The organism is Streptomyces sp. NRRL S-1813 (genome assembly GCF_000719605.1).
GTDB lineage: Bacteria > Actinomycetota > Actinomycetes > Streptomycetales > Streptomycetaceae > Streptomyces > Streptomyces decoyicus.
Genome location: NZ_JOHB01000020.1, coordinates 97,600 through 110,586, shown reverse-complemented (window position 1 = coordinate 110,586; position 12,987 = coordinate 97,600). Strand labels below are relative to the sequence as shown.

Annotated in this window: 12 protein-coding genes; 2 read left to right on the top strand and 10 right to left on the bottom strand. The window is 69.9% G+C overall.

The window, feature by feature from the left end:
- Window positions 1-195: 195 nt before the first annotated feature.
- Window positions 196-402, bottom strand: coding sequence for a developmental transcriptional regulator BldC (gene bldC / locus IF67_RS0125200; RefSeq protein ID WP_003949541.1), 207 nt, complete (start codon window positions 400-402; stop codon window positions 196-198).
- A 513-nt stretch (window positions 403-915) separates the two neighbouring features.
- Entirely contained in the window at window positions 916-1,752 is an 837-nt protein-coding gene (locus tag IF67_RS0125195; protein WP_030989314.1) for a hypothetical protein, read from the bottom strand.
- A gap of 196 nt (window positions 1,753-1,948) precedes the next feature.
- Here IF67_RS0125195 and IF67_RS0125190 point away from each other — a divergent pair, with 196 nt between their 5' ends.
- Both IF67_RS0125190 and IF67_RS0125185 read left to right on the top strand, forming a co-directional pair.
- On the top strand, window positions 1,949-3,067 hold the full coding sequence (locus IF67_RS0125190) for a Leu/Phe/Val dehydrogenase (RefSeq protein ID WP_030989313.1): 1,119 nt from the start codon (window positions 1,949-1,951) through the stop codon (window positions 3,065-3,067).
- A 318-nt stretch (window positions 3,068-3,385) separates the two neighbouring features.
- Window positions 3,386-3,637, top strand: coding sequence for a DUF3073 domain-containing protein (locus tag IF67_RS0125185; RefSeq protein WP_030989312.1), 252 nt, complete (start codon window positions 3,386-3,388; stop codon window positions 3,635-3,637).
- Window positions 3,638-3,871: 234 nt separating this feature from the next.
- Here the strand turns inward: IF67_RS0125185 and purM are convergent, their stop codons facing one another.
- The 8 genes from purM to purS all read right to left on the bottom strand — a co-directional run bounded on the left by purM (window position 3,872) and on the right by purS (window position 12,915).
- Window positions 3,872-4,939 carry a phosphoribosylformylglycinamidine cyclo-ligase gene (gene purM / locus IF67_RS0125180; protein WP_030989310.1) on the bottom strand — a complete coding sequence of 356 codons (1,068 nt, stop codon included), beginning with the start codon at window positions 4,937-4,939 and terminating at the stop codon, window positions 3,872-3,874.
- Between the two features lie 35 nt (window positions 4,940-4,974).
- A complete protein-coding gene (gene purF / locus IF67_RS0125175; RefSeq protein ID WP_030989308.1) occupies window positions 4,975-6,534 on the bottom strand; it encodes an amidophosphoribosyltransferase in 1,560 nt (519 codons plus the stop codon).
- A 573-nt stretch (window positions 6,535-7,107) separates the two neighbouring features.
- Entirely contained in the window at window positions 7,108-7,905 is a 798-nt protein-coding gene (locus IF67_RS0125170; RefSeq protein WP_030989306.1) for a maleylpyruvate isomerase family mycothiol-dependent enzyme, read from the bottom strand.
- Window positions 7,906-8,110: 205 nt separating this feature from the next.
- On the bottom strand, window positions 8,111-8,947 hold the full coding sequence (locus IF67_RS0125165; RefSeq protein WP_030989304.1) for a M23 family metallopeptidase: 837 nt from the start codon (window positions 8,945-8,947) through the stop codon (window positions 8,111-8,113).
- A 36-nt stretch (window positions 8,948-8,983) separates the two neighbouring features.
- Window positions 8,984-9,496: a helix-turn-helix domain-containing protein gene (locus IF67_RS0125160; protein ID WP_030989303.1), complete on the bottom strand. Its 513-nt coding sequence runs from the start codon at window positions 9,494-9,496 to the stop codon at window positions 8,984-8,986.
- A 155-nt stretch (window positions 9,497-9,651) separates the two neighbouring features.
- Window positions 9,652-11,901, bottom strand: coding sequence for a phosphoribosylformylglycinamidine synthase subunit PurL (purL, locus tag IF67_RS0125155; protein ID WP_030989301.1), 2,250 nt, complete (start codon window positions 11,899-11,901; stop codon window positions 9,652-9,654).
- A gap of 91 nt (window positions 11,902-11,992) precedes the next feature.
- On the bottom strand, window positions 11,993-12,673 hold the full coding sequence (gene purQ, locus IF67_RS0125150; protein WP_030086197.1) for a phosphoribosylformylglycinamidine synthase subunit PurQ: 681 nt from the start codon (window positions 12,671-12,673) through the stop codon (window positions 11,993-11,995).
- On the bottom strand, window positions 12,670-12,915 hold the full coding sequence (purS, locus tag IF67_RS0125145) for a phosphoribosylformylglycinamidine synthase subunit PurS (RefSeq protein ID WP_030086196.1): 246 nt from the start codon (window positions 12,913-12,915) through the stop codon (window positions 12,670-12,672). The genes purQ and purS overlap by 4 nt, the downstream gene beginning before the upstream one ends.
- Between the last annotated feature and the right edge of the window lie 72 nt (window positions 12,916-12,987).

Here is a 12,987-nt window from a genome sequence, read left to right as displayed (position 1 = left end):
CAAAAAAATCGCGCTGGACCCGGCGGAGTCCAGCGCGATCGATGACGTACCCAGATGGAGCGGGTGTGGGGCCTGTTGGGGCAGACGCCGCGTCGTATGAAGCTGTGTCAAGCGTGGTGGAGCAGGTCGAGCTAGGGGTACAAAGCAGGCATTTTCGGGTTGGGGGCCCCGAAAACGACCTGGTTATGCGGTTATTCAGGCCTCGCTGCGCTGCTGCGGGATACCCGCGAGCAGTGCGCGGACCTCAGCCTCGCGGTAACGCCGGTGTCCTCCGAGCGTGCGGATGGACGTGAGCTTGCCTGCCTTGGCCCAGCGGGTCACCGTCTTCGGGTCCACGCGGAACATCGTGGCGACCTCGGCAGGGGTAAGCAGCGGCTCGGCGTCAGGGGTGCGAGCGGTCATGAGCGGCCTCCTCGGGAGAACCGAACCATCACGGTTCTTTCCTCTAAATTCTGCACCTTGACCCACGTTGCCCGAAATGGCGGACGCGGGCCGAGTCGGTTATAGGACGAACGGCTTGTCCTCGGCACTACAACTACACCATCCGTCCAGCCTCGTCGGCCAAACCGATGGAATTGCCCTCTCAGGTGTTCAACCTCGGCGGAAGCCGATGGACCGTGCCATAGCGGACAGTCACCCGTCCGTGACGATCAGTCACAACGTGATCAGCCGCCACGAGACCCCTCAAGGAGCGCAATACCGATCTATCCGCCCTTAGTTGGACGGAAGGAGCCCACGTCGGGCTCCTTGTCCTATTTTGGCACGAGGGTATGGCTTGAGAGCAAGACCCGAAGTCAGTGCTTTAGGTCACGCTCGAGGCATTCGCCCGGATCAGGACCTACGTCCCTTGCCGCCCGACCAGCGAAAAGCGGACACGGCACTTCCGCGCCGCGAACCCCTGGCACGCGCCGCCGTTCAGCTGGAGAACTGCCGCTCACGCACCGCACGCCACCGCTCGGAAAGTTTCTCGTACGCGACGCCGGCCCGCTCGCCGTCCCCGTCGCGCAGCGCCGCCAGTCCCTCCGCCACCTCGGCGGCGGAGCGGTCCTCGGCGAGCTGCCCCTCGGGCACCGCGTGCACCAGCCCTCCGTAATCCAGCTCCACGAGCGAACGCGGATGGAATTCCTCGAGCCAGCGCCCCACATCTACCAGGCCGTCGATCAGCGGCCCCTCTTCCAGGGCGTCCCGCAGCGTGCGCAGCCCCCGCGCGACCCGCCGTCGCGCCTGCACCATGGGCGTCCGGTAACGCAGCACCGGCTCCTGGTCACTCTTCGTGTACTCCCGCTCGTCGTCGTCGAACAGCACGAACCAGCGGACCGGGACATGCCAGGCCGCCCCGCGGATCCAGGGCCGGGCGTCCGGGTTGCGCTCCCGCCACTGCTCGTAGTCGCCGGCCGCCTGGAGGCGCACCACCGGGGGCAGCGCCGCATCCAGCACCGACGCCGGCAGCAGTTCGTCCAGCGCCTCCAGGGCCTGCCAGCCGCGCAGCCGGGTGCGCCACGGACAGACGCAGGTCACCTCGTTCACGACGGCGATGAAGGCGTCCGCGCTCTCGTGGACCGGCACCGGGACCGGCGGGGTCGCCAGCAGATCGGCCAGCGCCCGGCGCTGCTCGTCCTGGGCGGTGGGGGTGTCCTCCCGTTTGGCATAGCGCGCCCAATGGGAGCGTTCCGGCTCGGGGAACGCAGCCAGCGGCTCGTAGACCCGTAGATATGCCATGTACGGGACCTTCACCGACGACGCCAGGGCCACGCCCGCTCCTTCAAAGGGGAAGTCCACCGCCGAGTGGCCCCGAGGGCCCCGCCGGCCTGCGATACGACCAGATCGTCCCATGCCCGTCCCCCGGGAGAGGGTGATCCCGGGCACCCGGCCGATCAACCGGCCCCGCAGGTCTTACGCTCTTTTCAACCGGCCCTCCCCACCCGTAGGAGGGCGTCCTTCGCGACTTATGGGAGTCACCACAGTGACTGACGTACGTCCGGCCCACGCCGGCACCGACGGCGGCGTTCTGCACACCCTGTTCCGATCGGAGCAGGGGGGGCATGAGCAGGTCGTTCTCTGCCAGGACCGCGCCAGCGGCCTCAAGGCCGTGATCGCCATCCACAGCACCGCCCTGGGCCCCGCCCTCGGCGGCACCCGCTTCCACGCCTACGCCTCCGAGGAGGAGGCCGTGCTGGACGCCCTGAATCTGGCGCGCGGCATGTCCTACAAGAACGCCCTCGCCGGGCTGGACCACGGTGGCGGCAAGGCCGTGATCATCGGTGACCCGGATCTGATCAAGACCGAGGAACTCCTGCTCGCCTACGGCCGGTTCGTGTCCTCCCTGGGCGGCCGCTACGTCACCGCCTGCGATGTCGGTACGTACGTCGCCGACATGGATGTGGTCTCCCGTACGAACAAGTGGACCACCGGCCGCTCCCCCGAGAACGGCGGCGCCGGCGACTCCTCCGTCCTGACCGCCTACGGCGTCTTCCAGGGCATGCGCGCCTCGGCCCAGCACGCCTGGGGTGATCCGACGCTGCGGGGCCGCAAGGTGGGCATCGCGGGCGTCGGCAAGGTCGGCCACCTCCTCGTCGAGCACCTCCTCCAGGACGGCGCCGAGGTCGTGATCACGGATGTCCGGGCCGACTCGGTGGCGCGGGTCCGCACCAAGTACCCGCAGGTCACGGCCGTCGCAGATACCGAAGCGCTGATCCGCACCAAAGGCCTGGACGTCTATGCGCCGTGCGCGCTGGGCGGTGCGCTGAGTGACGAGTCGTTGCCGGTGCTGACCGCGAAGGTGGTGTGCGGTGCGGCCAACAACCAGCTCGACCACCCCGGCGTCGAGAAGGAGCTGTCCGACCGCGGCATCCTCTACGCCCCCGACTATGTCGTGAACGCCGGCGGTGTCATCCAGGTGGCCGATGAGCTGCACGGCTTTGACTTCGACCGCTGCAAGACCAAGGCGACGAAGATCTTCGACACCACACTGGCGATATTCGCTCGTGCGAAGGCCGACGGCATTCCGCCCGCCGCGGCCGCCGACCGCCTTGCCGAGCAGCGTATGGCGGAGGCGCGGCACGCCTGACCCGGGCCCGAAAACCGGTCTCGTCGGCCGGAAACACAGCCTTGCGCGGCCCGCCACGGGTGGTCAGGGAGACATCCCTCACCACCCGTCGGCGGGTCGCCGTGCGGGACAGGTTAAAATCGCAGTTGACCAGCGGGGACGGGGCACCTTGCAGGTCGTGCCGAGCGGCGGGTGATGCGGGCGACGTACCGTATGGCCGCGGAAGCAGGTACCGTTAAAGCCCTACGGGCCGGTCTCTCTGTCGAGAGCCCGCTCTGATCCATGAACGCGTGTCAAGACTCTGGGGCCATCGAGCCCCGTCATTGAGGGGGTCGACCCATGGGGCGCGGCCGGGCCAAGGCCAAGCAGACGAAGGTCGCCCGCCAGCTGAAGTACAGCAGCGGTGGGACGGATCTCTCACGACTGGCCGACGAGCTGGGTGCATCACCGTCGAACCAGCAGCCTCCGAACGCAGAGCCGTTCGAGGAGGACGAGGACGACGACCCGTACGCACGGTACGCAGATCTGTACAACAGCGACGACGAAGAAGAGGACGAGGGCGACTCGTCCCAGCAGCGTCGTCGCGCTTGACCGCTCTGTGCGCTCGCGGCACCCATAACAGCATCACGGACCCGGTCCTGGGCATCGCCCGGACCGGGTTCTGTGCTGCCCAGATGACCATGGGGCGGGCGATGGGCGCACCGGCGACTGCGCCCGTGCGATGGCCGCCTCGGGGGCTGCCGGAGAGTGGGGCACGCCCCCAGCCGACGCCGGGGGCGCCCCCCACCCATGTCCCGCGCGGGGCGATGGAAGGCGCCCGTCCGCTCAGCTCGCGTAGTCACCGGTCAGGGTCACTGCCTCTGCGTGGTCACCGCGCCCGACGATCTCGCCGCTGACCCAGGCGTCCACACCCCGGTCGGCCAGCGTGGTCAGGGCGACCTCCACCGACTCCTGCGGGACGACGGCGATCATGCCGACGCCCATGTTGAGGGTCTTCTCCAGCTCCCGGCGCTCGACCGAGCCGGCCGAACCGACCAGGTCGAAGACCGGGCCCGGCGTCCAGGTGGCGCGGTCGACGGTGGCGTGCAGGCCGTCCGGGATCACCCGGGCGAGGTTGTTGGCCAGGCCGCCGCCGGTGATGTGCGAGAAGGCGTGCACCTCGGTCGTACGGGTCAGCGCCAGGCAGTCCAGCGAGTAGATCTTGGTGGGCTCCAGGAGCTCCTCGCCGAGCGAGCGGCCGAACTCCGGGATGTCCCGGTCCAGGGCGAATCCCGCGCGGTCGAACAGCACATGGCGGACCAGCGAGTACCCGTTCGAGTGAAGCCCGGAGGACGCCATGGCGATCACCGCGTCGCCCGTACGGATACGATCCGCGCCCAGTACCCGGTCCGCCTCGACGACGCCGGTGCCGGCACCGGCGACATCGAACTCGTCCGCGCCCAGCAGCCCCGGGTGCTCCGCGGTCTCGCCGCCGACCAGCGCGCAGCCGGCCAGCACACAGCCCTCGGCGATGCCCTTGACGATCGCGGCGACCCGCTCCGGGTAGACCTTGCCGACGCAGATGTAGTCGGTCATGAACAGCGGCTCGGCGCCGCAGACGACCAGGTCGTCGACGACCATGCCGACGAGGTCGTGGCCGATGCTGTCGTAGACGCCCATCTTGCGGGCGATGTCGACCTTCGTGCCGACGCCGTCGGTCGCGGAGGCGAGCAGCGGGCGCTCGTACCGCTTGAGGGCGGAGGCGTCGAAGAGGCCGGCGAAACCGCCCAGGCCGCCGACGACCTCGGGGCGGGTGGCCTTCTTCACCCACTCCTTCATCAGGTCCACGGCGCGGTCGCCGGCTTCGATGTCGACGCCCGCGCTCGCGTAGCTGGCACCAGTGGTCTCTGACATGACGGAGAACTTTCGTGTCGGGTGGGTGACGAGCTCTACGGGCGACGCAGCGCGTCGGCCCCGCCGACCCCGGCGGTGAGCGTCTGGACGCCGTCCACATCGGACTTCGCCTGGCTCGCGGTCTCCGACTCCAGGAGGTGCTTGCCCAGCAGCTCCGGGTCGGGCAGATCCATCGGGTATTCGCCGTCGAAGCAGGCGCGGCACAGATTCGGCTTGGCGATCGTGGTCGCCTCGATCATGCCGTCGATGGAGATGTACGCGAGTGAATCGGCGCCCAGCGACTTGCCGATCTCCTCCACGCTCAGCCCGTTGGCGATCAGCTCGGCGCGGGTGGCGAAGTCGATGCCGAAGAAGCACGGCCACTTGATCGGCGGGGACGAGATCCGGATGTGGACCTCGGCAGCGCCGGCCTCGCGCAGCATCCGGACCAGGGCGCGCTGGGTGTTGCCGCGGACGATCGAGTCGTCGACGACCACCAGGCGCTTGCCGCGGATGACTTCCTTGAGCGGGTTGAGCTTGAGGCGGATACCGAGCTGGCGGATGGTCTGCGAGGGCTGGATGAAGGTCCGGCCGACGTAGGAGTTCTTGACCAGGCCGGAGCCGTAGGGGATGCCACTGGCCTCGGCGTATCCGACGGCGGCGGGGGTGCCGGACTCCGGCGTCGCTATCACCAGGTCGGCGTCGGCCGGCGCCTCGGCGGCCAGCTTGCGGCCCATCTCCACACGGGAGAGGTACACATTGCGGCCGGCGATGTCGGTGTCCGGGCGGGCGAGGTAGACGTACTCGAAGACACAGCCCTTGGGGCGGGCCTCGGCGAAGCGGCTGCTGCGCAGACCGTCCTCGTCGATGGCGACCATCTCGCCGGGCTCGATCTCCCGGATGAAGCTGGCGCCGCAGATGTCCAGGGCGGCGGACTCGGAGGCCACCACCCAGCCGCGCTCCAGCCGGCCCAGGACCAGCGGGCGGATGCCCTGCGGGTCGCGGGCGGCGTAGAGCGTGTGCTCGTCCATGAAGCAGAGCGAGAAGGCGCCCTTGACCTTCGGCAGGACGCGGGGTGCGGCCTCCTCGACGGTCAGCGGCTTGCCGTCCTCGTCGACCTGGCCGGCCAGCAGCGCCGTCACCAGGTCGGTGTCATTGGTGGCCGCGACCTGGGTCGCCCGGCCGCCCTCGCGGGGCAGCGCGGCGACCAGATCCGCCAGCTCCGCGGTGTTGACCAGGTTGCCGTTGTGGCCGAGCGCGATCGAGCCGTGCGCGGTCGCACGGAACGTCGGCTGGGCGTTCTCCCACACCGAGGCACCGGTGGTGGAGTAGCGGGCATGGCCCACGGCGATATGGCCCTGGAGGGAACCGAGCGAAGTCTCGTCGAAGACCTGGGAAACCAGGCCCATGTCCTTGAAAACGAGGATCTGGGAGCCGTTGCTCACCGCGATGCCCGCGGACTCCTGTCCACGGTGCTGCAGCGCATACAGCCCGAAATAGGCGAGTTTGGCGACCTCTTCACCCGGAGCCCAGACACCGAAGACGCCGCAAGCGTCCTGGGGGCCCTTCTCACCGGGGAGCAGGTCGTGGCTGAGTCGTCCGTCACCACGTGGCACGGCACCGAGTCTAGGGCAGGTCGCGCATTCATCCGAACCGGGGAAGGCCGCGGACCTGGATGAGTGCATAAACGGGGAGTGGAGTGCGGTTGACGTGGCCACGGCCACCTCCTCGGGATTTCCGCCTCCGGAAGCCCCGGAACCCTTGGCGCACCTGGGCTTTCACCGAGTGCCCCGTCGCGGGCGGGGCTCTGAGGCGCGGCCGTCACGCCGATCCCGGTCACCCCGCCGGCACCTCCCGTCGCGGCGGAGGGGCGCGGAAGCTGCGCGGGACGGACCATGAGGTGCGGTGGCCGCATTCCGCGCTTCAGTCGATCTTGCGGCGACCTCGCTGAGCTGCGCTTTCCTCGCACGTCACCGGATTTTCGCGTTCCGCTTCCCGGCTCTTGACGGGCGGCCCCACGTGGGCAATTCGTCCCACTTGTGGCGTTTGTCACTAGCGGGCCCCCCTCCGGTCGGTGTGAGATACGCGACGCGCTGTCCGGCCGACCGCGGACCGTCCGAGCTCACCGCCGTGGAACGCGGTCGGCGCCGCACCGGTCCGTCGCCTCAGCCCAGCCCACCTCAGCCGCCTCAGCTCAGCAGGGGCAGGTATCCCCCGATGTCGGCCCGCTCGCCGCTGGCGCTGACCGCCGCCGCGTCCAGTGCCTCGGCCCAGGTCGTACGGCCGGTGGCCAGCCGGAGCCACGTCATCGGGTCGGTCTCGACGACGTTCGGCGGGGTGCCGCGGGTGTGCCGGGGGCCCGCGACGCACTGCACCACCGCGAACGGCGGCACCCGGACCTCGACCGAGTTGCCGGGCACCTTGGCGGCCAGTGCATCGGCCAGCAGCCGGGTGGCGGCGGCCAGGGCCTGGCGGTCGTACGGGATCCGCAGGCCGGTCGCCGCCGACAAATCGTCGCTGTGCACGACGAGTTCGACACAGCGGGTGACGAGAAAGTCGGACAGCCGCATCGCACCGGGCCGGGCGGCCACCACCCGGTCGTCCCGTTCCGGCGGGAGGACACGGGCCAGTTCGTCGGCGGTGCGCTCCAGCAGTTCCACGGGGTCATGGGCGTCGGCGAGGGCGCGGGTGCGGTCGTCCACGGAGGCGGCGAGGGGGCCGCCGGCGAACGGCCAGTCCACGAGGGCGGCCTCCGTCCGCGGCGGGGCCGGCTGCTCAAGACTGCGCGCCACGCTGCCGACCGCCATGGACAGATGCGCCACCAGCTCCCGCACCGTCCAGTCGCCGAGCCGGGTCGGCAGCGCCAACTGCTCGGGCGCAAGACCGCGTACGGCGTTCCGGAGATGATCGAGCTGGGCCGCGACGGCGGCACGGGTCTTCTGGGCGTCGTACTGGCGGGCGCGCGGCTTCCGGGCGGCAGGAGGCATGACGATCAGCTTAGGCGGCACGTCTGACAACGGGCCGGGGATTGGGGACAACAGGCCGGGGTTCGGGTGCAGGGACCGGGATTCCGACGCAGAGACCAGACCGGGGTTCCGGTGCGGGGACCGCCCCGCACGGTCCCCGCCCGGCCCCGGCCGTTCTCGCGCAAGCGCCCGGCCTCCGCAGTTCTCGCTCAAGCGGCGGGGCCCCTCAGCCCGCGGGCGTCTCCGCCGGCGCCGCGGCGTCGAAGAGCTCGCCGTTGGCCGGCACGCCGATCCCCCGCCAGGTGAAGGGAACACCCGTGGCGGTCTCCGGGTCCTCGCCGTCCATGAGCTGGAAGTGGACGTGCGGCTCCGAGCTGTTGCCGGAGTCGCCGCACTGGCCGAGCGGCTGCCCGGCCCGTACCCGGTCGCCGGTGCGGACGGTGAGCGAGCCGCGCCGGACATGGGCGTAGAGCGCGTACGTGCCGTCGCCCAGGTCGAGGATCACGTGGTTGCCGACGACCCGGCGGGCGCCCCCCAGCACACGGACCGGCCCCTCGACGGCGAGCATGTAGACCGCCGCGGGCCACGAGGTGCGGCTGAGGTGGTCGCGCTGACGGTCGTCGGTCCGTACGACGGTGGCATCGGCGACGGCGAGCAGGGGCGCGCCGAACGCCGGGAAGTCTTCGTTGCGGCGGACCAGGGGCCACCAGCCGAAACCGGGGCGGGCGCCGGGCTCGGGTTCCGCCACGATGTCGATGGCGTAGGCCTGCCCGTATGCCCGGGTGCCGTGGCTGGGGACCTTGTCGGCGGGGCTGTTGAGGGCCTTCCAGCGGCCGGTGACCGGCGCGGCGACCTCCACCGCCTCGCGGGCGGCGCCTGCCGACCTCTTTGCCGCCGCGCGGGCCGCCCGGTGGTTCACGCCGAAGGCGAGCACCACCCAGAGGCCCAACGGGACCCAGCCACACCAGTACGGAAGGTCGACGAAGAAGCTCGCCACGACCACCGCGAAGAAGGCGAACAAGCAGAGGCGAGCGGCCTGTTCGGAGAGATTCCGCATGGATATGGACTTCATTCCTGTCCCCCTGAAATCGGCCGGGCGTCAGCGCCCGGCGGCGGTCAGCATCACGAGCAGCGGTACGACGCACTGGGCCGGTACCTCGTAGCGGCCACGGGCGGCCGTGTGCAGCCAGCCGGCGGCGGTGAGCTGCCGGAGATGGTGGTAGATCTGGCCGGTCGTGCCCGTGCCGTCCAGCTCGGTGAGTTCGGCGGCGGTGCAGCGGCCGCGGAGGATCTCGCGCAGCAGCCGCAGCCGTACGGGCTGGCCGAGCGCCGCGAACGACTCGGCGGCGTCCGCCCAGTCGGCGTCCAGCACGGTGTCGGTGTCCAGGCCGTACTGCCACTCGTAGCGCTGTCCGGCCGGGATCCGTACGGCGCCGGTGAAGAGCACTCCGCCGTTGTGGGCGCCCAGCTCGGCGAGCTGAGCCTGGAGACCGTGCAGGGCCCACAGGTCGTCGTCGGGCTCGCGCTCCGGCGAGTGGGCGGCCAGGCCGGCGGACCGCTCCAGGGCGCCGAGCCGTCGTTCCAGCTCGGCCACCCGCTGTTCGAGATCCATGGTGAGAGATTACGTAATTACGTAATTCCTCGCAACGGCTTACCAGGAGGCGGGTGCGGATCTCCCGGAAACGGACGGACAGCCGAAACGGCCCGCCGGATGTACTGGCGGGCCGTTTCGGCTCAGGCTTCCCGGGCCGCTGCCCGGAGGGGTGACTACGCGATCAGGTGCGGGATCGTCGCCTCGTGCGCGTCCTTCAGCTCGCTCAGCGGGAGGCTGAACTGCCCCTGAACGTCGATCTCGTCGCCGTCGATCACACCGATCCGGGTGGCCGGCAGCCCTCGCGCACCGCACATGTCGGTGAAGCGGAGCTCCTCGCTGCGCGGAACGGCGACGACCGCCCGGCCCGCCGACTCGGAGAAGAGCAGCACGAAGGGGTCGAGACCGTCGGGAACGACGACGCGGGCACCCTTGCCGCCACGCAGGCAGGACTCCACCAGGGCCTGGATCAGACCACCGTCGGAGAGGTCGTGCGCGGCGTCGATCATGCCGTCACGGGAGGCGGAGATCAGCACATCGGCCAGCAGCCGCTCGCGCTCCAGGTCCACCTTCGGCGGCAGACCACCGAGGTGATCGTGCACGACCTGCGACCACGCCGAGCCGCCCAGCTCCTCGCGGGTGTCACCCAGGAGGTAGATCAGCTGGCCCTCGTCCGCGAACGCGATCGGGGTGCGGCGGTTCACATCGTCGATGACGCCGAGCACCGCGACGACCGGCGTCGGGTGGATCGCCGTCTCGCCCGTCTGGTTGTAGAGCGAGACATTGCCGCCGGTCACGGGCGTACCAAGGGTCTGGCAGGCGTCGGCGAGACCACGGGTGGCCTCGGCGAACTGCCACATGACCGCCGGGTCCTCGGGCGAACCGAAGTTCAGGCAGTCGGAGACCGCCAGTGGCTTGGCACCGGACGCGGCGACATTGCGGTACGCCTCGGCCAGCGCCAGCTGCGCGCCCGTGTACGGGTCGAGCTTGGCGTAGCGCCCGTTGCCGTCCGTGGCGAGCGCGACACCGAGGTTGCTGTCCGCGTCGATCCGGACCATGCCGGCGTCCTCCGGCTGCGCGAGGACGGTGTTGCCCTGCACGAACCGGTCGTACTGGTCGGTGATCCACGCCTTGGAGGCCTGGTTGGGCGAGGCCACCAGCTTCAGGACCTGCGCACGCAGCTCGTCCGCGTTCGCCGGGCGGGCCAGCTTGGCCGCGTCGTCGGCCTGGAGGGCGTCCTGCCAGTCGGGGCGGGCGTACGGGCGCTCGTAGACCGGGCCCTCGTGGGCGACGGTGCGCGGCGGCACGTCCACGATCTGCTCGCCGTGCCAGAAGATCTCCAGCTGCGAGCCGTCCGTCACCTCACCGATGACGGTGGCGATGACGTCCCACTTCTCGCAGATCTCCAGGAAGCGGTCGACCTTCCCGGGCTCGACGATCGCGCACATGCGCTCCTGCGACTCGCTCATGAGGATTTCCTCGGGCGAGAGGGAGGAGTCGCGCAGCGGCACGGTGTCCAGCTCGACGCGCATACCGCCGGAACCGGCCGAGGCCAGCTCGCTGGTGGCGCAGGACAGCCCGGCGCCGCCGAGGTCCTGGATGCCGTCGACCAGGTCTTCCCTGAAGATCTCCAGGGTGCACTCGATGAGGAGCTTCTCCTGGAAGGGGTCACCGACCTGGACGGCGGGGCGCTTGGTGGGCTTGGAGTCGTCGAAGGTCTCCGAGGCCAGCACGGAGACGCCGCCGATGCCGTCGCCGCCGGTGCGGGCGCCGTAGAGGATGACCTTGTTGCCGGCGCCGGACGCCTTGGCGAGGTGGATGTCCTCGTGCTTCATGACGCCGATGCAGCCGGCGTTGACCAGCGGGTTGCCCTGGTAGCAGGCGTCGAAGACGACCTCGCCACCGATGTTGGGCAGGCCCAGGCAGTTGCCGTAGCCGCCGATTCCGGCCACCACGCCCGGCAGGACGCGCTTGGTGTCGGGGTGGTCGGCGGCGCCGAAGCGCAGCGGGTCGACGACGGCGACGGGGCGGGCACCCATGGCGAGGATGTCGCGGACGATGCCGCCGACGCCGGTGGCCGCGCCCTGGTAGGGCTCGATGTACGAGGGGTGGTTGTGGGACTCCACCTTGAAGGTGACGGCGTAGCCCTGGCCGACGTCGACGACACCGGCGTTCTCGCCGATGCCGACGAGCAGCGCGTCGTTCTCGGGGGCCTTCTCGCCGAACTGCTTCAGATGGACCTTGCTGCTCTTGTAGGAGCAGTGCTCGGACCACATGACCGAATACATGGCGAGTTCGGCGCCGGTGGGACGGCGGCCGAGAATCTCACGGATGCGCTGGTACTCGTCCTGCTTCAGGCCGAGTTCGGCCCACGGCTGGTCGGTGTCCGGCGTCTCGGCTGCGTGCTTGACGGTGTCGAGAGTCATGCCGCGCACCTTTCACTCGCTTCTCCGCCCGCGCGGCGCAGAGGTGCGGCATTCGTCTTCGGCTGCGGCCCGGCGGCCGCGCGTGCGTCGCTCATGCGTTGACCAGCTTCTTCAGGATCGAGGTGAAGAATCCGAGGCCGTCGGTACGGCCCGTACCGATCAGCGGCTCCACGGCGTGCTCGGGATGCGGCATGAGGCCGACGACATTGCCCGCCTCATTGGTGATGCCGGCGATATCGCGGAGCGAGCCGTTGGGGTTGCCGTCCAGGTAGCGGAAGGCGACCCGGCCCTCGGCCTCCAGCATGTCGAGCGTGCGCTCGTCGGCGACATACCGGCCGTCGATGTTCTTCAGCGGGATGCTGATCTCCTGACCGGACGCATAGTCCGACGTCCAGGAGGTCTCCGCGTTCTCCACCCGCAGCTTCTGGTCGCGGCAGATGAAGTGCAGATGGTTGTTGCGCAGCATCGCGCCGGGCAGCAGGTGGGACTCGGTGAGCACCTGAAAGCCGTTGCAGATGCCGAGGACCGGCATACCGGCCCTGGCCTGCTCGATCACGGTCTCCATCACCGGCGAGAACCGGGAAATGGCCCCGGCCCGCAGATAGTCGCCGTAGGAGAAACCGCCGGGCAGCACCACGGCGTCGACCTGCTTGAGGTCCTTGTCGCGGTGCCACAGCGGCACCGCTTCGGCTCCGGCGACCCGGACCGCGCGCTGGGTGTCGCGGTCGTCGAGCGTGCCGGGGAAGGTCACAACTCCGATCCGCGAGGTCATGAGTCGACCCGCACGGTGAAGTCTTCGATGACGGTATTGGCGAGGAAGGTCTCGGCCATCTCTTGGATGCGAGCGAGGGCGGCGTCGTCGACCGGACCCTCCACCTCAAGTTCGAAACGCTTGCCCTGACGGACGTCGGCGATCCCCTCGAAGCCCAGGCGTGGCAGTGCGCGCTGCACCGCCTGCCCCTGCGGGTCGAGGATCTCCGGCTTGAGCATGACGTCGACTACGACGCGTGCCACTGGCACTCCCGGTGGTGTGGTGCGTAAGGCGGTGTCAACACAGTACCGTGTTCGAAAATCTACGCGCATAGA

Coding starts and splice junctions, on each gene's coding strand:
- IF67_RS0125160 (WP_030989303.1), bottom strand. CDS start 9,496: ATGGATCTCGAACAGCGGGTGGCCGAGCTGGAACGACGGCTCGGCGCC.
- IF67_RS0125185 (WP_030989312.1), top strand. CDS start 3,386: ATGGGGCGCGGCCGGGCCAAGGCCAAGCAGACGAAGGTCGCCCGCCAG.
- purQ (WP_030086197.1), bottom strand. CDS start 12,673: ATGACCTCGCGGATCGGAGTTGTGACCTTCCCCGGCACGCTCGACGAC.
- purM (WP_030989310.1), bottom strand. CDS start 4,939: ATGTCAGAGACCACTGGTGCCAGCTACGCGAGCGCGGGCGTCGACATC.
- IF67_RS0125190 (WP_030989313.1), top strand. CDS start 1,949: ATGGGAGTCACCACAGTGACTGACGTACGTCCGGCCCACGCCGGCACC.
- purL (WP_030989301.1), bottom strand. CDS start 11,901: ATGACTCTCGACACCGTCAAGCACGCAGCCGAGACGCCGGACACCGAC.
- bldC (WP_003949541.1), bottom strand. CDS start 402: ATGACCGCTCGCACCCCTGACGCCGAGCCGCTGCTTACCCCTGCCGAG.
- IF67_RS0125170 (WP_030989306.1), bottom strand. CDS start 7,905: ATGCCTCCTGCCGCCCGGAAGCCGCGCGCCCGCCAGTACGACGCCCAG.